Origin of the sequence: Neoroseomonas oryzicola, from assembly GCF_012163135.1 — a bacterium.
In the GTDB taxonomy this organism is placed as follows: domain Bacteria; phylum Pseudomonadota; class Alphaproteobacteria; order Acetobacterales; family Acetobacteraceae; genus Neoroseomonas; species Neoroseomonas oryzicola.
On the sequence record NZ_JAAVUP010000001.1, the window covers coordinates 271,628 to 292,087 of the forward strand.

Genomic DNA, 20,460 nt, shown 5'->3' on the forward strand with positions numbered 1-20,460 from the left:
ACAAGACTTTGGCAGCCACGCGGGGCGTGCGCCCGGTCACGGCCGCAAGCGATCGGGCGTGCGACCTTCGGCGTGTTCCCGCCGGAGACGCGCCATGGTCGCTCTCATTCAGTTCCTGCTGATCCTCGCCATGACGCTCGGCGCCATGCGCGTGCTGGCCCGCGGCGTGGCCGGGCCGGTGTGGGTGCGCCGGCGCCCCTGACCGCCGCGGCCTTCTCCCGCCCCGGCGCAGGCCCCATAGTCAGGGCGGAGCGAAGGTTCGGGGGGAGTCCGGGTATGACCGCAGAGGGCAAGTCGCGCCGCCAGGACACGCCCGATGCCGCGCGCCGGGTCGAGATCCTGCATGCGCTGGAGCGCAAGCTGCTCTGGCTCTCGGCCTGGATGATCCACAACGCCAACCACATCCGACCCAATCGGGACGGGCTGAAGGTGGGCGGGCACCAGGCCTCCTGCGCCTCCTCGGTCTCGATCCTTGCCGCGCTCTATTTCGGCATCCTGCGCCCGGCCGACCGCGTGGCGGTGAAGCCCCATGCCGGGCCGGTCTTCCACGCCATCAACTACCTGCTCGGCCGGCAGCAGCGCGACAAGCTCGAGACGCTGCGCCAGTTCGGCGGCATCCAGCCCTATCCCTCCCGCGTGAAGGACGGGCCGGAGGTCGATTTCTCCACGGGCTCCGTCGGCCTCGGCGTGGCGCTCGCCTCCTTCGGCTCGCTCGTGCAGGACTACGTCCACCTGCACAACCTCGCGCCCGAGGGCGTGCCGCCCGGCCGCCACGTGGCCGTCGTGGGCGACGCCGAACTCGACGAGGGCAACATCTACGAGGCCCTGCTCGAAGGCTGGAAGCACGACATCCGCAATGTCTGGTGGGTGGTCGACTACAATCGCCAGTCCCTCGACAGCGTCGTCCCGGACCGGCTGTTCGGCCGCATCGAGGGCCTGTTCCGCGACATGGGCTGGAACGTCGTCACGCTGAAATACGGGCGGAAACTCGAAGCCGCCTTCGCGCGCCCGGACGGGGATCAGCTCCGCCGCTGGATCGACGATTGCCCGAACAGCCTCTATGCGGCGCTGACCTTCCAGGGCGGGGCCGCCTGGCGCGCCGCGCTGCTCGCCGAGCTCGGCCGGGTCGACGGCATCCGCGCCATCATCGACCCGCTGACCGACGACGAACTCGCGGCGCTGATGAACAACCTCGGCGGCCATGACATCGAGACGCTGACCGAGGCCTTCCGCGCCCAGGACGCCGAGGGCGACCAGCCCACCTGCTTCATCGCCTACACGGTCAAGGGCATGGGCCTGCCCTTCGCGGGGCACAAGGACAACCACGCCGGGCTGATGACCAAGGAGCAGATGGAGAGCTTCCGACAGTCGCTCGGCATCCGCCCCGGCCACGAATGGGACCCCTTCGAGGGCCTCGGCATCCCCGAGGAGGAGCTGCGCGACTTCCTCGCCTCGGTTCCCTTCGGCAAGACGCTGACACTTGGCGGGCGCTCGCTGGTCTCGCCCACGATCCACGTGCCCGCCGCCTTCGCCGCACCGCGGGTGGGCGAGGGGCGGAAGCTCTCCACCCAGCAGGCCTTCGGCGAGATCCTCGCCGAGATCGGGCGCGGGCAGGGCGAATTCGCCGACCTCGCGAAGCGCATCGTCACGACCAGCCCGGACGTGACCGTCAGCACCAATCTCGGGCCCTGGGTGAACCGCCGCGGCATCTTCGACCGGCACAAGAAGAACGACGTTTTCCGCGACGCCAAGCTGGCCTCCGCGCAGCGCTGGGGCATGTCGCCCGAGGGCCAGCATGTCGAGCTCGGCATCGCGGAGCAGAACCTGTTCCTGGTGCTGGCCGGGCTGGGGCTCGCGGACCGGCTCTATGGCGCGCGGCTGCTGCCGATCGGCACGGTGTACGACCCCTTCGTCAACCGTGGCCTCGATGCGCTGATCTATGCCTGCTACCAGGATGCGCGGTTCCTGCTGGTCTCGACGCCCTCGGGCCTGACGCTGGCGCCGGAAGGCGGGCAGCACCAATCCGTCAACACGCCGCTGATCGGCATGGCGGCCGACCGGCTGGCCTCCTTCGAGCCGGCGCATGCCGACGAGCTCGCGATCCTGCTGCGTCACGCCTTCGACCACATGCAGAAGCCGGACGGTTCGGCCGTCTGGCTGCGCCTGTCGACGCGCGGGCTGGAGCAGCCGCAGCGCGCCCTCGATCCGGCGGCGGTGATCGCCGGCGCGCATTGGGTCGTGCCGCCGGGGCAGGGGGCGCGGATCGCCATCGCCTACCAGGGCGCGCTCGCGCCCGAGGCGGTCGCCGCCTTCGAGGAGTTGCGGAGCGAGGAACCCATGGCGGGCCTGCTCGCCATCACGAGCCCTGACCGGCTGCATGCCGACTGGCTCGCGGCGCGGCGGCAGGTGCGGGGCGGCGTGCGGGCGGGCTCGCATATCGAGCGCATCCTCGCCCCGCTCGCACCCGGCGCGGCGCTGGTCACGGTGCTGGACGGGCACCCGGCGGCCCATGCCTGGATGGGGGCTGTGCGCGGCCAGCGCGTCGTCCCGCTCGGCGTCGACCGCTTCGGCCAGGCGGGCGACATCCCGGATCTCTACCGGGAATACGGGCTCGACAGCGATGCGATCCTCGACGCCTGCGCGGAGGCGTTGCTGGGCTGACGCCCGGCGCGAACTTTTTTCGCCGGTGCTGTCGATTCCGACCGCGCCCGTTCGTCGCATCGGCAGGACGGTCGATGGGACCTTCCGCGATCGAGGAGAACGACGATGCGTGTGATGGTGATGGTCAAGGCGACGGCCGACAGCGAGGCGGGCGCCATGCCCACGACCGAGCTCCTGCAGGCGATGACCAGCTTCAACGACGAACTCGTGAAGGCCGGCGTGATGCTGGCGGGCGAGGGGCTGCGCCCGTCCTCCCAGGGCAAGCGCGTCGCCTTCGACGGCCCGCGCCGCGCCGTGATCGACGGACCCTTCGCCGAGACGCGTGAGCTCGTCGCGGGCTTCTGGCTGTGGGACGTCAAGGACATGGCCGAGGCGGTGGAATGGGTGAAGCGCTGCCCCAACCCGATGCCCGGCCCGAGCGAGATCGAGATCCGCCCGGTCGTCGAGGCCGGCGATTTCGGCGAGGCGATGACCGAGGACCTCGCCGTCCAGATCGAGCGCCTGCGCGAGCAGACCGGCGGCCGCTGAAGCCCCGGCGCTTGCGCCGCCCGGCCGCGCCGCCTTAAGCCGGCGGCGTGGCGCCGGCGGATACACACCAGGCGATCGAGGCGGTCTTCCGCATCGAACGGGCCAGGCTCATCGGGCGCCTGGTCCGGATGCTGCGCGACATCGACCTCGCCGAGGAATTCGCGCAGGACGCGCTGGTGGCGGCACTCGCGGACTGGCCGCGCGCCGGCGTACCTGCCAATCCCGGCGCCTGGCTGATGGCGACGGCGAAGCGCCGCGCGATCGACCGCATCCGTCGGGAGCGCATGCTCGCGCGCAAGCATGCCGAGATCGCGCGCGACGCCGCCGAGGCCGTGGAGGACGGCGCCGGCCTTCGCGACGCCGCGCTGGACGATGAATATGGCGACGACCTCCTCGCGCTGATCTTCACCGCCTGCCATCCGCTGCTGGCGCCCGACGCGCGGGCGGCGCTGACGCTGCGCCTGGTCGGCGGCCTGACCACCGGGGAGATCGCGCGCGCCTTCCTCTCCTCGGAGGCCACCATCGCCCAGCGCATCGTGCGGGCGAAGAAGGCGCTGGGCGCCAGCGGCCTGCCCTATGCCGTGCCGCGCGGGGCGGAGCGGGCAGGGCGCCTGGCCTCGGTGCTCGAGGTCCTCTACCTGATCTTCAACGAAGGCTACGCGGCGACGGCGGGCGAGGACCTGGTCCGGCCCGCGCTCTGCGCCGAGGCCTGCCGGCTTGGCCGCATCCTGGCCGGCCTGGCGCCGGAGGAGCCCGAGGTCTTCGGCCTGCTGGCGCTGATGGAGATCCAGGCCTCGCGCCTTGCCGCGCGGACGGGGGCGGACGGGGCGCTGGTGCCGCTGCCCGAGCAGAACCGCGCGCGCTGGGACCGGCTGCAGATCCGCCGGGGCCTGGCCGCGCTGGATCGGGCGGAGGCGCTCGGCGGCGCGGATGGTTCGTATGTGCTCCAGGCGGCGCTCGCCGCATGTCATGCGCGGGCGCGATCCTATGCCGAGACGGATTGGGCGCGGATCGCCGGGCTGTATGACCGGCTGGCCGTGGCGATGCCGTCGCCGGTGGTGGAGCTGAACCGGGCCATCGCTCACGGCATGGCCTTCGGCCCGGCGGCCGGGCTTGGCCTGATCGAGGCGCTCGAGGCGGGCGGGGCACTCGATGGCTACGCGCCGCTGCCGGCGGCGAAGGGCGACGCCCTGTTCCGCGCCGGGCGGCTGGCCGAGGCGCGGGTCGCCTTCGCGGAGGCCGCCGGGTTGACGCGGAACGAGAGGGAACGGGACTTCCTGCTGGGGCGCGCGGCGGCCTGCGGCTGAACCGCGCGATTCTCACGACGGCGGAATGAAGGGCTGCCGGATCGCCTGGAACGCCTCCATCGCCTCCAGCGCGGCGCAGCGTCGCGCCAGTGCCGGCAGGGCGGCCAGGTCGAGCAGCCCGGGATGCGCCTCCGTCACGAAGCGCATCGCGGCGGCCAACGCGATGTCCGCATGCGTGATGGCGGCCCCGCACAGGAAGGGCGTCGCGGCCGCCGCAGCCGCGGTCTCGAGCACCTCCGCCGTCGCCGCCACCTGCCCGCCGCGCCGTTCGACCAGCAGCGGCGAGGGGCTGTCGTGCAGGACCTTCTCGTAGAACAGGCTGACGGCCGTCTCCGCCAGGCCGGTCGCGAGGCCGAGCAACCGCCTCGCCGCCAGCCGCGCCGCCGGATCGGCGGGCATCAGGGCCCTCCCGGGGGGCGCCATCTCGTCCAGTTGCGCCAGGATCAGGTGGCTGTCGGTCAGCGCGACCCCGTCGACCACCAGCACCGGGACGCGGGTGAGGGGGCTGATCGGGCGGATCATTCCGGCATCGCCGAAGGTCGACCAGGGGCGGTGCTCGAAGGGCAAGCCGAGCAATGTCAGGGCGATGCCCACGCGGCGCACGAAGGGTGAATCATACTGCCCGATCAGGATCATCCGGCCCTCCTTGGCCCGTTCCGGCCCGCCAGCCTCGCCTTTCGGGCCGATTTCCGTCCAGCCGCGCTTGGAAACCCCGGCCCCATGCGCTACACCCCGCCCCCTGCCGCCGCGCGGCGCCTCGCGGGCGGGCGTGGTGGAACTGGTAGACACGCCGGATTTAGGTTCCGGTGGCGCAAGCCGTGGGGGTTCAAATCCCTTCGCCCGCACCAAGGCGCCGCCGGGTTTCTCTAGCCTTAGAATGGATGGACGTCCCTCGATGCAGGTCACCGAGCTCGCGAATGACGGTCTGAAGCGCGCCTATTCCGTCACCGTTTCCGCGGGCGACATCGCCTCCACGCGCGACAAGCGCCTGGCCGAGATCGCCAAGACCGTGACCATGCCGGGCTTCCGCCCCGGCAAGGTGCCGATGTCGGTCGTGACCCGCCGCTACGGCTCCGCCGTGCTAGGCGAGGTGCTGGAGCAGTCCGTCTCCGATTCGTCGCGCAAGGTGATCGACGATCGCGGGCTGAAGCCGGCGATGCAGCCGAAGATCGAGATCGTGAACTTCGCCGAAGGCGCCGACCTCGAGTTCAAGATGGAATTCGAGATCCTGCCCGACGTCCCGATGCCCGATTTCTCCGGCATCGCGCTGGAGCGCCTGAAGGCCGAGCCGACCGATGACGCGATCGAGAAGGCGCTTGCCTCCATCGCCGAGCGCAACGGTTCGCTCGAGGACGCCGAGCCGCGCGCGGCCGGCAAGGGCGACGTGCTGGTCTGCGACTTCACCGGCCGCCTGCCGGCCGACCTGCTGAAGAACGGCCCCGGCCTCGGCGCGGTGCCGGGCAACCCGGGCGAGATGCCGGCGGGCTGGGGCCTGACCGTCCCGACGGGCCTCGCGGCGACGATCGCGGCCATCGGCTCGGAGAAGGGCCTGCCCTATTTCGACGTGGCGGTGAACGGCACGGTGAATGAAGCCGGCGCGATCCGCATCGACGTCGCCGAGGCGGTGGCGGCGAAGCCCGGCGCCGTCTTCACGCTGTCCATCGTCGCCCATGTCGCGGCCGGCGCCCTTCCGTCCGGCGCGGCGGCGAGCTTCGGCCTCGAGGAGCGTTCGGCCGATGCGGCGCTCGGCGTCGCGCGCGCCAATGCCTCGCTGAATGCCCATGGCGACCGCGTCACGCTGACGCTGTCGGACGCTGCGGGCCTCGCCTTCGTGCGCCCGGTGATCGAGGTCGCGATCCCGGCCGGCGCGGCGGTGGACCTGACGCTGCGCATCGGCCCCGCGCGGCTCTATGCCGGCGCCGAGGAGCCCGAGGCGCGCATCTTCGCCGGCGGCACCGCCAGCGACATGCCGATCGAGGTCGGCGGCGCCGGCTTCATCCCCGGCTTCACCGAGCAGATGGAAGGCCTCGCCCCGGGCGAATCGCGCGACATCGACGTGACCTTCCCGGCCGACTACGGCTCGGCGGAGCTCGCGGGCAAGCATGCGCGCTTCACCATCGCGGCGAAGGCGCTCAAGACCCGCACGCCGCGCGCGGTCGACGACGAGCTGGCCAAGGCGGTCGGCATGGCCGACCTCGGCGCGCTGAAGGAGGCGATCCGCGGGTCGCTGCAGCGCGAATACGATGCGCTGTCGCGCCTGAAGGTGAAGCGTGCGCTGCTCGACAGCCTCGCCGACCGGGCCAGCTTCGCGGTGCCGGACGGCATGGTGGATGCCGAGTTCAACCAGATCTGGCAGCGCGTGGAGGCCGACCTGAAGGCCGGCCGCCTCGACGACGAGGACAAGGGCAAGGACGAGGCGACGCTGCGGAACGAATACCGCACCATCGCCGAGCGCCGCATCCGCCTGGGCCTGATGCTCTCCGAGATCGGTCGGGCGAACAACGTCCAGGTCGGCCAGGAGGAGATGACGCGCGCTGTCTACCAGGAAGCCTCGCGCTATCCGGGCCAGGAGCAGCAGGTCCTCGAGTTCTTCCGCAAGAATCCGCAGGCGGCGGAGAACCTCCGCGCGCCGCTGTTCGAGGAGAAGGTCGTCGACTTCATGCTCGAGCTGGCGAAGGTCACCGAGCGCCAGGTGGCGCCCGAAGAACTGACCGCCGCGGCCTGACCGCAGGGAACCGTTCGGTTCGCTTGGGGCAGCCGGGTGACCGGCTGCCCCTTTTTCATGCAGCGCCTGGAATCTGCTGCGAAAATCATGTGTTTTCAGAGAGTCCCGCTTGCGCGGGGCCCAGTGCCTTGCGTAGATGCGACAGAGATCAACGAGCGGCCGTCCAGGCCGCCAGCATGAGAAGGGAGCGCTTCAAGGGTGTCCGACGCCATCCTGGAAACGAAGGGTCTGACGAAGGAGTTCCGCGGCTTCGTGGCCGTGAACGACGTCGACCTGTCAGTCCGCCGCGGCACGATCCATGGTCTGATCGGCCCGAACGGCGCCGGCAAGACGACGTGCTTCAACCTGTTGACGAAGTTCCTCCAGCCGACGCGCGGCACGATCCGTTACGACGGCCGCGACATCACCGGCATGAAGCCGGCCGAGGTCGCGCGGCTCGGCCTGGTGCGCTCCTTCCAGATCTCCGCCGTCTTCCCGCACCTGTCGGTGCTTGAGAATGTCCGCGTCGCGCTGCAGCGGCAGCGCGGCGGGTCCTTCGACTTCTGGCGGGGCGAAGGCCTGCTGCGCCAGTACGACGATCGCGCGCGCGAACTGCTCGAGGATGTGGGCCTGTCGGCCTATGCCAACCTCACGGCGGGGGAACTGCCCTACGGCCGCAAGCGCGCGCTCGAGATCGCGACGACGCTCGCGCTCGACCCGGTGATGATGCTGCTCGATGAGCCGACGGCAGGCATGACGCATGACGACGTGGGGCGCATCGTCTCCCTGATCCGCCGCGTCTCGGCCGGCCGGACCGTGCTGCTCGTGGAACACAACCTGACGGTCGTCTCGGGCCTGTGCGACGCGATCACCGTGCTCGCGCGCGGGCGCGTGCTGGCGGAAGGCGACTACACCACGGTCGCGCGCAACCCGGACGTGATCGCCGCCTATCTCGGCACCGAAGCCCCACCCGCTGCCGCGACGGAGGCCGCCCATGGCTGACGCCCTCGCCGAACTCCCGATCGCCGCGCAGGAAGGCGGATCGCCCCTGATGGTCGTGCGTGGCCTCGAGGCCTGGTACGGCGAAAGCCACGTGCTGCACGGCGTGAACCTCGAGATCCACGAGGGCGAGGTCGTCACGCTGCTCGGCCGCAACGGCGCGGGCAAGACCTCGACCCTGCGCTCGATCATGGGCCTGGTGCCGAAGCGTTCCGGGTCGCTGCACTATGCAGGGCGGGAGCTGATCGGGGCGCGGCCCGACGTCATCGCCCGCGCCGGCATCGCCTACTGCCCCGAGGAACGCGGCATCTTCGCGTCCCTCGACGTGACCGAGAACCTGATGCTGCCGCCGATCGTGCGTCCCGGCGGGCTGCCGCTCGACGAGATCTACGAGCTGTTCCCGAACCTCAAGGAACGGGCGCGCAGCCAGGGCACCAAGCTGTCGGGCGGCGAGCAGCAGATGCTCGCCATCGCGCGCATCCTGCGCACGGGGGCGAAGCTGCTGCTGCTCGACGAGCCGTCGGAGGGCCTTGCTCCCGTCATCGTGCAACAGATCGGGCGCACCATCCGCGCGCTGAAGCAGCGCGGCTTCACCGTACTGCTGGTCGAGCAGAACTTCCACTTCGCCCAGACCGTCGCCGACCGTCACTACGTGATGGAACACGGCAAGGTCGTGGACATGGTCCGCAACGAGGACGTCGAGGCCTCGCGCAGCCGGATCGACGAGTACCTGCGCGTCTGAGGCCCGACAGAAGGCCAGCGCAAGACACGAACCAACAAGGGAGAAGCACCAGGATGAACGAGACGAGCAGACGTGGACTCCTTGCCGGCGCGGCGGCGCTGCCGGTCCTGTCCGGACTGGCGGCGCCGCGCGGCGCGCGGGCGCAGGCGGCGAACACCATCAAGATCGGGCTGCTGTCCGACATGTCGGGGCCGTATCGCGACCTCAACGGGCCGAACAGCATCGCGGCCGCGCGCCTTGCGATGCAGGAGATGGCGCCGCGCGGGCTGACCCTCGATCTCGTCGTGGCCGACCACCAGAACCGCCCGGACGTGGGCGTGAACATCGCGCGCCAGTGGTTCGACCGCGACGGCGTCGACATGGTGCTGAACCTTGCCGCCTCCTCCGTCGCGCTCGCGGTGTCGGACCTGGCGCGCGAGAAGAACAAGGTGATGATCGCGACCTCGACCGCGACGTCGGACCTCACCGGACGGGCCTGCAACGCGAACACGATCCACTGGGTGTACGACACCTACATGCTCGCGAAGTCCACGGGCTCGGCGATGGTGCGCGCGGGCGGGGACACCTGGTTCTTCATCACCGCCGACTACGCCTTTGGCCATGCGCTCGAGCGCGACACCTCGACCTTCGTGCGCAACGCGGGCGGGCGGATCGTGGGCTCGGCGCGCACGCCCTTCCCGGGGACGACCGACTTCTCCTCCTTCCTGCTGCAGGCGCAGGCCTCGCGCGCGAAGGTGATCGGCCTTGCGAACGCGGGCACGGACACGACCAACTGCATCAAGCAGGCGGCGGAGTTCGGCCTCACGCGGCGCGGCATCAAGCTCGCCTCGATGCTGATGTTCATCACTGACGTGCATGCGCTGGGGCTCGAGACGGCGCAGGGGCTCGTTTGCAGCGCCTCCTACTACTGGGACATGAACGACCAGACGCGCGACGTGGCGCGGCGCGTGCGCGCCATCGCCGGCGGCGACACGCCGGTCGCGATGAGCCATGCGGGCGACTATTCCGGCACGCTGCACTACCTCAAGGCCGTGCTCGACATGGGCGTGCCCGCCGCCAAGGCCGACGGCCGCGCCGTCGTTGCGCGCATGAAGGCGATGCCGACCCAGGACAACGCCTTCGGCGCCGGTTCCATCCGTCCCGACGGGCGCAAGATCCATCCGGTCTACCTCTTCGAGGTGAAGACGCCGGCGGAGAGCCGCGGCCAGCACGACTACTACAAGCTGCTGCAGACCAGCTCGCCCGAGGACGCCTTCCGCCCGCTGAACGAGGGCGGCTGCTCCCTGGTCCGCAGCTGAACACCAAGAACGACACGGCAGGAAACGAACCACCCATGAGCATCGGCACGACGAGCAGACGCAGTGTGATCGCCGGCGCGGCGGCGACGGCGGCCTGGGGCGCCCTTCCTTACCGAAAGGCGAGCGCCCAGGCGGCGAACACCATCAAGATCGGCGTGCTGAACGACGGTTCGGGGATGTATCGCGACATCTCCGGCCCGACGGCCGCGGCCTGCGCCCGGCAGGCCGTGGCGGATTTCGGCGCCCGCGGCTTTAACGTCGAGGTGCTGGTCGCCGATCACCAGAACAAGCCTGACGTGGGGTCGAACATCGCACGGCAGTGGATCGACCGCGACGGCGTCGACGTGCTGCTCGACGTCACGACCTCCTCGGTCGCGCTCGCGGTCAACGACATCTGCCGCGAGAAGAACAAGGTCCACCTGAACAGCAGCGCCGCGACCTCGGACCTCACGGGCCGTGCCTGCACGCCGAACACCATCCACTGGACCTACGACACCTGGATGCTGGCGAAGTCGACCGGCGGCGCGATGGTGCGCGCGGGCGGCGACACCTGGTTCTTCATCACCGCCGACTACGCCTTCGGCCATGCGCTGGAACGCGACACGGGCGGCTTCGTTCGCGCGGCGGGCGGGCGGGTGCTCGGCCAGGTGCGGACGCCCTTCCCGGGGACGACGGATTTCTCCTCCTTCCTGGTGCAGGCGCAGGCGTCGCGGGCGAAGGTGATCGGGTTGGCGAATGCCGGGTCCGACACCACCAACTGCATCAAGCAGGCGGCGGAGTTCGGGCTGACGCGTCGCGGCATCAAGATCGCCTCGCTGCTGATGTTCCTCAACGACGTGCATGCGCTGGGGCTGCAAACGGCCCAGGGCCTCGTCTGCACCGAGACGTTCTACTGGGACCTGAACGACCGCACCCGGCGCTTCACCGACCGCGTGCGCGCCGCCATGGCGCCGAACATGCCCTGCATGACCCATGCGGGCTGCTATGCCGGCGTGCTGCACTACCTCAAGGCGGTGCAGGACATGGGCGTGACGGCGGCGAAGGCCTCGGGCGTCGCGGCGGTCGAGCGCATGAAGGCCATGCCGACCGACGACGACTGCTTCGGCGCCGGCACCATCCGCGCCGACGGCCGCAAGATCCATCCCTCCTACCTGTTCGAGGTGAAGACCCCGGCCGAGAGCCGCGGTCCCTGGGACTACTACAAGCTGTTGCAGACCACCCCGGCCGACGAAGCCTTCCGGCCCGTGAGCGAGGGCGGCTGCTCGCTGATCCGAAGCTGAGTTTCGCAACGGGGCGCGACGACGCTGCCGGCGCCGCGCCTCACCTGGAGTGAAAGGACGACTGCATGATCGACACTACCCGCCGCGGCCTTCTGATGGGCACTGCCGCTGCCGCGTCATTCGGCGCTCTGCCGTTTCGATCGGCCCGTGCCCAGGCGGCGAACACCATCAAGATTGGCGTGATGAACGACCAGTCCGGTCCCTACCGCGACATCGGCGGTCCGAACGGCGTCATCATGGCCCAGATTGCGGCCCAGGAATTCGGCAACCGCGGCTTCACCGTCGAGGTGATCGGCGCCGATCACCAGAACAAGCCCGATGTCGGCGCCAACCTGGCGCGGCAGTGGTACGACCAGGGCGTCGACATGATCCTCGACGTGCCGACCTCCTCGGTCGGGCTCGCGGTCAACCAGGTCGCGAAGGAGAAGAACAAGGTCTACATCAATGTCGGCGCCGCGACAGCCGACCTGACGGGCCCGCAGTGCACGCCGGTGACCGCGCACTGGGTCTACGACACCTACATGCTCGCGAAGTCGACCGGCGGCGCCATGGTGCGCGCAGGCGGCAAGCGGTGGTTCTTCATCACCGCCGACTACGCCTTCGGCCATGCCCTGGAACGCGACACCACGAATTTCGTGCGGGCCGCCGGCGGCTCGGTGGCAGGGTCCGTGCGCTATCCCTTCCCGGCGACGACCGACTTCTCCTCCTTCCTGCTCCAGGCGCAGGCCTCGCGCGCCGAGGTGATCGGCCTGTGCAACGCTGGCCAGGACACGATCAACTCGATCAAGCAGGCGGCGGAATTCGGGCTGACGCGCCGCGGCGTGAAGATCGCCGCGCTGCTGATGTTCATCGCCGACGTCCATGCCCTCGGTCTCGAGCAGGGGCAGGGGCTGGTGATGACGGAATCCTTCTATTGGGATCTCAATGACCGCACGCGCGCCTTCGCACGACGGGTTCAGCCGCGCCTGAATCAGCGCGCGATGCCGAACATGGTGACGGCCGGCAACTACTCGGCGACGCTGCACTACCTGAAGGCGGTCGCCGACATGGGCGCGGCCGCGGCCAAGGGGCCGGGCGTCGAGGTGATGAACCGCATGAAGGCCATGCCGGTGGAGGACGAGGCCTTCGGCCGCGGCACCCTGCGCCAGGACGGACGGATGCTCATCCCCTCCTACCTCTTCGAGGTGAAGAAGCCGTCGGAATCGACCGGCCCCTGGGACTACCTGAAGCTGCTGCAGACGACGCCCGCGGACGAGGCCTTCCGGCCGCTCGCCGATGGCGGGTGCCCGCTGGTCCGCAGCTGACCTGACGACCCCGGGCGGGGCAACGACCCCGCCCGGTTGCACCAAGAACGACGACAGGGAACAGAACGGAGGACGTCTGGATGGAGTTGAATCGCCGCAGCCTGCTTGCCGCGGGCACCGCCGCCGCGATCGCGCCGCTCTCGCGCGCTCGCGCGCAAGCGAACACGATCCGCATCGGCGTCCTGACCGACATGTCGGGCACCTATCGCGACAATACCGGCCCGACCTCGGTCGCCTCGACGCGCGAGGCGGTTGCCGAGTTCGGCACCAGCCATGGCTTCACCATCGAGGTGCTGGAGGCCGACCACCAGAACCGCCCCGATGTCGGCTCCAATATCGCCAGGCAGTGGTACGACCAGGGCGTCGACCTGATTCTTGACGTGCCGACCTCCTCGGTCGGTCTCGCGGTCAACCAGATCGCGAAGGAGAAGAACAAGGCCTACATCAACGTCGGATCGGCGACGGCGGACCTGACGGGTCCGCAATGCGGCGCGACGACGCTGCACTGGGCCTATGACACCTACATGCTGGCGAAGTCGACCGGCGGGGCGATGGTGCGCGCGGGCGGGGACAGCTGGTTCTTCATCACCGCCGACTACGCCTTCGGCCACGCCCTCGAGCGTGACAACGCGAATTTCGTGCGCGCGGCCGGCGGCCGCGTGCTGGGGTCGGTGCGCACGCCCTTCCCGGGGACGACGGATTTCTCCTCCTTCCTGGTGCAGGCGGCGGCCGCGCGGCCGAAGGTGATTGGCCTCGCCAATGCCGGCGGCGATACGGCGAACTGCGTCAAGCAGGCCGCCGAGTTCGGCATCACCCGGCGGGGCATCAAGCTCGCCGCGCTGCTGCTCTTCGTGAACGACGTCAACGGGATCGGCCTGCAGACGGCGCAGGGCCTCGTCTGCACGGAATCCTTCTACTGGGACACCAACGACAAGACCCGCGCCTGGACGCAGCGCGTCGTGCGCCGCACGCCGACCAACTACCCGAACATGATCCATGCCGGGTGCTATTCGGCCGCGCTGCATTTCCTCAAGACCGTCGCCGCCATGGGCGTGCCGGCGGCCAAGGCCTCGGGGCTCGACCTGGTCAACCGGATGAAGGCGATGCCGTCCGAGGACGACTGCTTCGGCCGCGGCACGATCCGCCAGGACGGGCGCCGGCTGATCCCCTCCTTCCTGTTCGAGGTGAAGGCGCCGGCCGAAAGCCGCGGTCCCTGGGACTTCTACAAGCTGCTGCAGACGACGCCGGCGGACGAGGCCTTCCGGCCCCTCTCCGAAGGCGGCTGCCCGCTGGTCAGGACCTGACAGAATCACGGGGCGGCGCGACCGCGTCGCCCCCGACATCACGCGTAGGGAGGACAGTCTATGGAGATGAATCGCCGTAGCCTACTCGCCGGAGCAGCGGCCGTGGCCGCCCCGCTCTCCCGCGCTCGCGCGCAGGCGACCACGCTTCGCCTCGGTGTGCTGACCGACATGTCGGGGCCGTATCGCGACACCACCGGACCGGGCAGCGTCGTGCTGACTCAGGCGGCGGCGTCCGAATTCGGCAACCGCGGCTTCAATGTCGAGGTCCTTTCCGCGGACCATCAGAACAAGCCCGACGTCGGCGCCAATATCGCGCGGCAATGGTACGACCAGGGGGTGGACGTCATCCTCGACGTACCGACTTCCTCGGTGGCGCTCGCGGTCAACCAGATCGCGCGCGAGAAGAACAAGGTCTTCCTCAATTCCGGCGCCGCGACCTCGGACCTGACGGGATCGCAGTGCAGCCCGAACACGGTGCACTGGACCTACGACACCTACATGCTCGCCAAGGGCACCGGCGGGGCGATCGTGCGGACCGGCGGGGACAGCTGGTTCTTCATCACGGCCGACTACGCCTTCGGCCATGCGCTCGAACGCGACACGGCGAACTTCGTCCGCGCGGCGGGCGGGCGCGTGCTGGGGCAGGTGCGCTACCCGTTCCCCGCGACGACGGATTTCTCCGCCTTCGTCGTGCAGGCCCAGGCCTCGCGGGCCAAGGTGCTCGGCATGGCCAATGCGTCCACCGACACCGTCAACACCATCAAGGCGGCGCGGGAATTCGGCCTGCACCGGTCGATGAAGTTCGCCGCCCTGCTGATGGGGGTGATGGACATCCACGCCCTGGGCCTCGAATCCGCGCAGGGGCTGATGCTGACGGAATCCTTCTACTGGGACCTCAACGACCGGACGCGGGCGCTGACGCAGCGCGTGCGCGCGGCGAACCAGAACCGCCCGCCCGCGATGGTGCCGGCCGGCTGCTACGGCGCGGCGCTGCACTACCTCAAGGCCGCCGCCGACATGGGGGCGGCCGCCGCCAAGGCCGATGGCCGGGCCGCGGTCGCGCGCATGAAGGCGATGCCCACCGACGACGACGCCTTCGGACCGGGGCGCATCCGCGAGGACGGGCGCAAGCTGCATCCCGTCTTCCTCTTCGAAGTCAAAAGCCCCTCGGAATCGCGGGGCCCGTTCGACTACTACAAGGTCGCCGCCACCACGCCGGGGGACGAAGCGTTCCGCCCCCTGGCCGAGGGCGGCTGCTCCCTCGTGCGTTCCTGACAGGAGCCTGATCACCGCATGGACGAGATATTCGGCATACCGGCACCGCTGCTCTTCGGGCAGTTGCTGCTTGGACTCATCAACGGCGCCTTCTACGCGATGCTGTCACTTGGCCTCGCGGTGATCTTCGGGCTGCTCAACATCATCAACTTCACCCACGGGTCCCAGTTCATGATGGGGGCCTTCGTGGCGTGGATGCTGCTCGCCTGGGCGGGGCTCGGCTACTGGTGGGCCCTGCTGCTCGCGCCGCTCATCGTCGGCGCGACGGGCGTGATCATCGAACGATTGATGATCAGTCGATTGTACAAGCTCGACCACCTCTATGGGCTGCTCCTGACCTTCGGCATCGGCCTGATGATCGAGGGCGTGTTCCGCAACGAGTTCGGCTCCTCGGGCCTGCCCTACCGCATCCCGAACGAGCTCCAGGGCGCGTGGGACCTCGGCTTCATGTTCATGCCGATCTATCGCGGCTGGGTGGTGGTCTTCGCGCTCGCCTGCTGCCTCGCGACCTGGCTGGTGATCGAGAAGACGCGCCTCGGCGCCTATCTGCGCGCCGCGACCGAGAATGCGGCCCTGGTGCAGGCCTTCGGCGTGAACGTGCCGCGCATGATCACCCTGACCTACGGCGCGGGCGTCGCACTCGCGGCACTGGCGGGGGTGCTGGCCGCGCCGATCTACTCGGTGAACCCGCAGATGGGCACCAACCTGATCATCATCGTCTTCGCGGTGGTGGTGATCGGCGGCATGGGCTCGATCCTGGGCTCGGTCATCACCGGCTTCGGCCTCGGCATCGTCGAGGGCATGACCAAGGTGTTCTGGCCCGAGGCGTCGTCCACCGTCATCTTCGTCATCATGGCGATCGTGCTGCTGACGCGGCCGGCCGGCCTGTTCGGGAGGGCCTGATCCATGGCATCTGAAACCACTGCCGGCGCGATCCCGGCGGGCGCGCATGAAGGCCACGGGATCTGGGGCTTCACCAAGGCGCAGCTGACGGCGCTGGCCCTGCTGGTCGCCTTCCTCGCGATCGGGCCGTTCTTCCTCTACCCCGTCTTCCTGATGAAGCTGCTCTGCTTCGCGTTGTTCGCCTGCGCGTTCAACCTGCTGATCGGCTATGTCGGGCTGCTCTCCTTCGGCCACGCCGCCTATTTCGGCATGGGCGGCTACATCGCCGGCCATGCGGCGAAGGTCTGGGGCCTGACGCCCGAGGTCGCGGTCATCGCCGGCGCGCTCGTCGCAGGGTTCCAGGGATGGATCTTCGGCTGGATCGCGATCCGCCGGCAGGGCATCTACTTCGCCATGATCACCCTCGCGCTCGCGCAGATGATCTACTTCCTCTGCGTGCAGGCTCCCTTCACGGGCGGCGAGGACGGCATCCAGGCGATCCCGCGCGGCAACCTGTTCGGCTCGATCAGCCTGGCCAACGACATGGCGATGTACTGGTTCGTCGCGGGGGTCTTCCTCTGCGGCTTCCTGATGATCCACCGCATCATCCATTCGCCCTACGGCCAGGTGCTGAAGGCGATCCGCGAGAACGAGCCGCGCGCGACCTCGCTCGGCTACCGCACCGACGACTACAAGCTGGTGGCCTTCATCCTCTCTGCGACGCTCGCGGGCGTCGCCGGGGCGACGAAGTCGCTGGTGTTCGGCATCGCGACGCTGACCGACGTGCACTGGTCGATGTCCGGCGAGGTGGTGCTGATGACGCTGGTGGGCGGCCTCGGCACGGTGTTCGGGCCGGTGGTCGGTGCGGCGGTCATCGTGACCATGCAGAACTACCTGGCCGAGATGGGCGCCTGGGTCACGGTGATCCAGGGCGGCATCTTCGTCGCCGTGGTGCTCGCCTTCCGGCGCGGCGTCGTGGGCGAGATCGGCAACCTCTTCCGCGTGAAGCTGTAAGGGCAGGGGGGCCTCGGCCCCCCGGCTTGCGCATCGCCCCGCCCCGCGCGACGCTGCAGCGCAGCAATCGCAGCGGGGCGGGCATGGCGCGCAAATTCCATCTCGGGTGGTTCCTCCAGGGTTCCTCGGTCCAATCCTGGGGGGAGCCCTGGACGGGCAACATCGGCACCGACTGGATGGTGCCGGAGTTCTTCATCGAGATGACGCGCAACCTCGAGCGCGCCTGCTTCGACTACGTACTGCTCGAGGATTCCTCCTACATCGGCGAATCCTACGGCGGGTCGCGGGAGATCTACCTGCATCACGGCCTGTCCGTGCCGCGGCAGGACCCGTCCATCGTCGCCGCGCTGCTGGCGCGGGAGACGAAGCGCATCGGCATCGTCACCACGCTCGGCACCTTCGCCTATCCGCCCTATCTGCTGGCGCGGCAGATCGCGAGCCTCGACCAGGTGTCTTCCGGGCGCATCGGCTGGAACGCGGTCACGGGGTCGTCGGACTTCGCGGCGCGCAACTTCGGCCTGGACGGGATGCCGCCGCACGACACGCGCTACGACATCGCCGACGAGTATATGGACGTGGTGCGCGCGCTCTGGGGGTCCTGGGAGCCAGGCGCCATCGTCGCGGACCGCGAGAGCGGCGTGCTGGTCGACCACACCAAGGTTCATGCGATCAACCATCAGGGCACCTACTTCAAGGTGCGCGGACCGCTGAATTCAGGCCCCTGCGTCCAGGGCCAGCCGGTCATCGCCCAGGCCGGCGGATCCCCGCGCGGGCGGCAATTCGCCGCGAAGCATGCCGATACCATCGTCGCGATGGTGAAGGGCACGGCGGGGATGAAGGCCTATCGCGACGACGTCCGCGCGCGGATGGCCGCGCAGGGGCGCAACCCGGACGACTGCAAGGTGCTGTTCCTCGTCTCGCCGGTCCTGGGTGATACGGAGGAGGAGGCGCGCGCGCGCCACAGGCGGAAGCTCGCGACGTCCGAGGAGCAGATCGCCAAGCGCCTCGCGCACCTGTCCAAGATCACCAACCTCGATTTCGGCGCGCTGCCGCTCGACAAGCCGCTGGGGTCGCTGACCACCAACGGTCACCAGCAATCGCTCGACGAGTTCCTCAAGAAGGCGGGGAACAAGACGCTGCGGGAGGCGGCCGAGATCTACTCGGATGCCGGCTCGATCCCGCTGATCGGCACGCCGGCCCAGGTCGCCGAGCAGATGGGCGCGGCGATGGAGGAGATCGGCGGCGACGGCTTCCTGGTCTCGATGGCGGATACGACGCGGCGAACGATCGCCGAGATCTGCGATGGTCTCGTGCCGGAGCTGCAGCAGCGCGGCCTGGCGCGGAAGGCCTACGACCACGCGATGTTCAGGGATAATCTGCGAGCCTTCTGACGGCGAACGGAGGGGCGCCGTCCCTCCGGACCACCCCGCCAGGGGCCTGCGGACCCCTGGACCGCAGGCACCTGGTGCCGATCCTCGCAGGCCCTTCCGTCAAACGGCGCCCCTCTCGGTCCCGCCTTCGATCAATCCGCGTAGGACCCGGCCGCCTGGATGATCGGCCGCCAGCGCGCGATTTCCTCCGCGTGGTAGCGCCGGTGGAAGGCGAGGCTCGCGCGTTCCGGCGTCGCCGGGTCGGTCACCAGTTCCGCGAAGCGCGTGCGCAGGCGTTCGTCCTGCATCGCCAGCAGCAGGGCGGCGTTGATGCGCTGCTGCACCTCCTCCGGCGTGCCGGCCGGCGCGTAGAGCCCGTGCCAGGTGCTCATCGTGATCGCCGGCACGCCGGCCTCGGCCGTGGTCGGGATGTCGGGCAGCCCGGGCAGGCGGGCCGGGCTCGTCACGCCATAGGCGCGCACGCGGTTCTCGCGGATGAAGGGCACGGTGTTGGTCGCCTGGTCGCAGAGCAGGTCGAGCCGCCCGGCCATGAGTTCGGTGATCGCCGGCGCCGTGCCGCGGAAGCCGACGATCGTCACGCGGTTCCCCGCCGCCTGCTGCAGCAGCAGCCCGCACAGATTGGCCGCCGAGCCGAGCCCCGCGGTGCCGAGGTTCAGCGCCTCGCCCCGCTGGCGCACCTGCTCGACCAGGCCGGCGAGGTTCTCGGCGGGGAAGCCGGGCTTCGCGATGATGGTCATCGCGGCATCGGAGACGAGGCCGAGCGGCGCGAAGCCGTTCAGCGTATCGAAGGACAGGCGCCGGAACAGCGTCGCGCCGGCGGCCATGCCGACATTCGTCATCAGCAGCGTGTAGCCGTCCGGCCGCGCCTGCGCGACGCGCTGGGCGCCGACGTGGGCGGGGCCGATGTTCTCGACCACCACGGGCTGGGGCAGGTGCTTCGCCATCGCCTCGGCGACCAGGCGCGTGATGACGTCGGTCGGCCCGCCCGCGGCGGCACCCGCGACGATGGTGATGGTACGGGACGGGTAGTCCTGCGCCCGGGCGGGCAGGGCGCTCGCGAGGCCTAACGCGGCCGCAGCGAGCAGGGTCCGGCGGATGATCATTCTTGTGTCCTCCTGCGCGGCCGTCTTGGCGGGCCGCGTCCGTTTCACGCGGGCATCCTTGCCGGGATCGGCGCCGGCGTCACGCCTCGGTCAGACCGGCAGGCCGGCGGGCGGCTTCACGGTGCGGAGCACGAAGGCGCTCTTCGTGTCCTTCACGCCAGGCAGGCGCAGCAGGCGGCGGGTGGCGAATTCGCCATAGGCCTCGAGGTCCGTCGCGACGACCTGCAGCAGGTAGTCGGTCTCCCCGCTCATTGCCCAGGCGGCGAGGACTTCCGGCATGCGGCCGATGGCGGCGTGGAAGGCCTCGACCGTTTCCTCGGATCGCGAGGCGAGGCTGACCTGCACGAAGGCCGTCAGCCCCAAGCCGAGCCGCGCGGCGTCGAGCACGGCCGCATAGCCGGCGATGACGCCGTCCTCTTCCATCCGCTTGAGGCGCCGCTGGCAGGGGGTGGGGGAAAGCCCGACGCGCTCGGCCAATGCGACGATGCTGGCGCGGCCGTCGCGCTGGACCTCCCGCAGCAGCCTGCGGTCGGTCGCATCGAGTGCCGTGGTGGTATCCGCCATGATGAGCCCTGATCCGGGTGGAATTCACTCATCATGCCCCGAATCGGGCCACACTTCGCCGGAAACCCTCCGCCCAGCGAGGCGATCCTGTCGCGGAACAGGAG

General features: G+C 69.9%; 16 protein-coding genes, 1 tRNA gene and 2 pseudogenes. 16 read left to right on the plus strand and 3 right to left on the minus strand.

The window, feature by feature from the left end:
• Positions 1–276 precede the first annotated feature (276 nt).
• From GWK15_RS01320 to GWK15_RS01330, 3 genes are all read left to right on the plus strand, one after another.
• The gene (locus GWK15_RS01320; RefSeq protein ID WP_168038309.1) at positions 277–2,661 is read left to right on the plus strand and encodes a 1-deoxy-D-xylulose-5-phosphate synthase N-terminal domain-containing protein; all 2,385 of its coding nucleotides are present in this window, start codon (positions 277–279) and stop codon (positions 2,659–2,661) included.
• A 105-nt stretch (positions 2,662–2,766) separates the two neighbouring features.
• Positions 2,767–3,189: a YciI family protein gene (locus GWK15_RS01325; RefSeq protein ID WP_168038311.1), complete on the plus strand. Its 423-nt coding sequence runs from the start codon at positions 2,767–2,769 to the stop codon at positions 3,187–3,189.
• A 47-nt stretch (positions 3,190–3,236) separates the two neighbouring features.
• Positions 3,237–4,496, plus strand: a complete 1,260-nt coding sequence (locus tag GWK15_RS01330; protein WP_168038313.1) for a sigma-70 family RNA polymerase sigma factor — start codon at positions 3,237–3,239, stop codon at positions 4,494–4,496.
• A 12-nt stretch (positions 4,497–4,508) separates the two neighbouring features.
• On the opposite strand, the gene GWK15_RS01335 is transcribed toward GWK15_RS01330, so the two are convergent.
• Positions 4,509–5,132 carry a glutathione S-transferase family protein gene (locus GWK15_RS01335; protein ID WP_168038315.1) on the minus strand — a complete coding sequence of 208 codons (624 nt, stop codon included), beginning with the start codon at positions 5,130–5,132 and terminating at the stop codon, positions 4,509–4,511.
• A gap of 127 nt (positions 5,133–5,259) precedes the next feature.
• Here GWK15_RS01335 and GWK15_RS01340 point away from each other — a divergent pair.
• The 13 genes and pseudogenes from GWK15_RS01340 to GWK15_RS01400 all read left to right on the plus strand — a co-directional run bounded on the left by GWK15_RS01340 (position 5,260) and on the right by GWK15_RS01400 (position 18,689).
• A tRNA-Leu gene (locus GWK15_RS01340) sits at positions 5,260–5,344 on the plus strand.
• Between the two features lie 47 nt (positions 5,345–5,391).
• A pseudogene (locus tag GWK15_RS01345) lies at positions 5,392–5,808 on the plus strand (trigger factor); the annotation flags it as partial.
• A 630-nt stretch (positions 5,809–6,438) separates the two neighbouring features.
• Positions 6,439–7,221 (plus strand): annotated as a pseudogene (tig, locus tag GWK15_RS26485) (trigger factor); the annotation flags it as partial.
• Between the two features lie 198 nt (positions 7,222–7,419).
• Positions 7,420–8,202 (plus strand): ATP-binding cassette domain-containing protein, encoded by a 783-nt coding sequence (locus tag GWK15_RS01355; protein WP_168038317.1) that lies wholly within the window; start codon positions 7,420–7,422, stop codon positions 8,200–8,202.
• Entirely contained in the window at positions 8,195–8,941 is a 747-nt protein-coding gene (locus GWK15_RS01360; protein WP_168038319.1) for an ABC transporter ATP-binding protein, read from the plus strand. The genes GWK15_RS01355 and GWK15_RS01360 overlap by 8 nt, the downstream gene beginning before the upstream one ends.
• Before the next feature lie 53 nt (positions 8,942–8,994).
• Positions 8,995–10,239, plus strand: coding sequence for an ABC transporter substrate-binding protein (locus GWK15_RS01365; RefSeq protein ID WP_168038321.1), 1,245 nt, complete (start codon positions 8,995–8,997; stop codon positions 10,237–10,239).
• Between the two features lie 35 nt (positions 10,240–10,274).
• A complete protein-coding gene (locus GWK15_RS01370) occupies positions 10,275–11,519 on the plus strand; it encodes an ABC transporter substrate-binding protein (protein WP_168038323.1) in 1,245 nt (414 codons plus the stop codon).
• A gap of 65 nt (positions 11,520–11,584) precedes the next feature.
• Positions 11,585–12,823, plus strand: a complete 1,239-nt coding sequence (locus GWK15_RS01375) for an ABC transporter substrate-binding protein (protein ID WP_209441966.1) — start codon at positions 11,585–11,587, stop codon at positions 12,821–12,823.
• Between the two features lie 80 nt (positions 12,824–12,903).
• Positions 12,904–14,127 carry an ABC transporter substrate-binding protein gene (locus GWK15_RS01380; RefSeq protein ID WP_168038325.1) on the plus strand — a complete coding sequence of 408 codons (1,224 nt, stop codon included), beginning with the start codon at positions 12,904–12,906 and terminating at the stop codon, positions 14,125–14,127.
• Positions 14,128–14,193: 66 nt separating this feature from the next.
• The gene (locus GWK15_RS01385; protein ID WP_456306823.1) at positions 14,194–15,402 is read left to right on the plus strand and encodes an ABC transporter substrate-binding protein; all 1,209 of its coding nucleotides are present in this window, start codon (positions 14,194–14,196) and stop codon (positions 15,400–15,402) included.
• Between the two features lie 18 nt (positions 15,403–15,420).
• Positions 15,421–16,305, plus strand: a complete 885-nt coding sequence (locus GWK15_RS01390) for a branched-chain amino acid ABC transporter permease (protein WP_168038329.1) — start codon at positions 15,421–15,423, stop codon at positions 16,303–16,305.
• A 3-nt stretch (positions 16,306–16,308) separates the two neighbouring features.
• Positions 16,309–17,298: a branched-chain amino acid ABC transporter permease gene (locus GWK15_RS01395; RefSeq protein ID WP_168038331.1), complete on the plus strand. Its 990-nt coding sequence runs from the start codon at positions 16,309–16,311 to the stop codon at positions 17,296–17,298.
• 83 nt (positions 17,299–17,381) lie between these two features.
• The gene (locus GWK15_RS01400; RefSeq protein WP_168038333.1) at positions 17,382–18,689 is read left to right on the plus strand and encodes an NtaA/DmoA family FMN-dependent monooxygenase; all 1,308 of its coding nucleotides are present in this window, start codon (positions 17,382–17,384) and stop codon (positions 18,687–18,689) included.
• Positions 18,690–18,820: 131 nt separating this feature from the next.
• Here the strand turns inward: GWK15_RS01400 and GWK15_RS01405 are convergent, their stop codons facing one another.
• On the minus strand, positions 18,821–19,792 hold the full coding sequence (locus tag GWK15_RS01405) for a tripartite tricarboxylate transporter substrate-binding protein (RefSeq protein ID WP_168038335.1): 972 nt from the start codon (positions 19,790–19,792) through the stop codon (positions 18,821–18,823).
• A gap of 90 nt (positions 19,793–19,882) precedes the next feature.
• Positions 19,883–20,356 (minus strand): Lrp/AsnC family transcriptional regulator, encoded by a 474-nt coding sequence (locus GWK15_RS01410; protein ID WP_168038337.1) that lies wholly within the window; start codon positions 20,354–20,356, stop codon positions 19,883–19,885.
• Positions 20,357–20,460 lie beyond the last annotated feature (104 nt).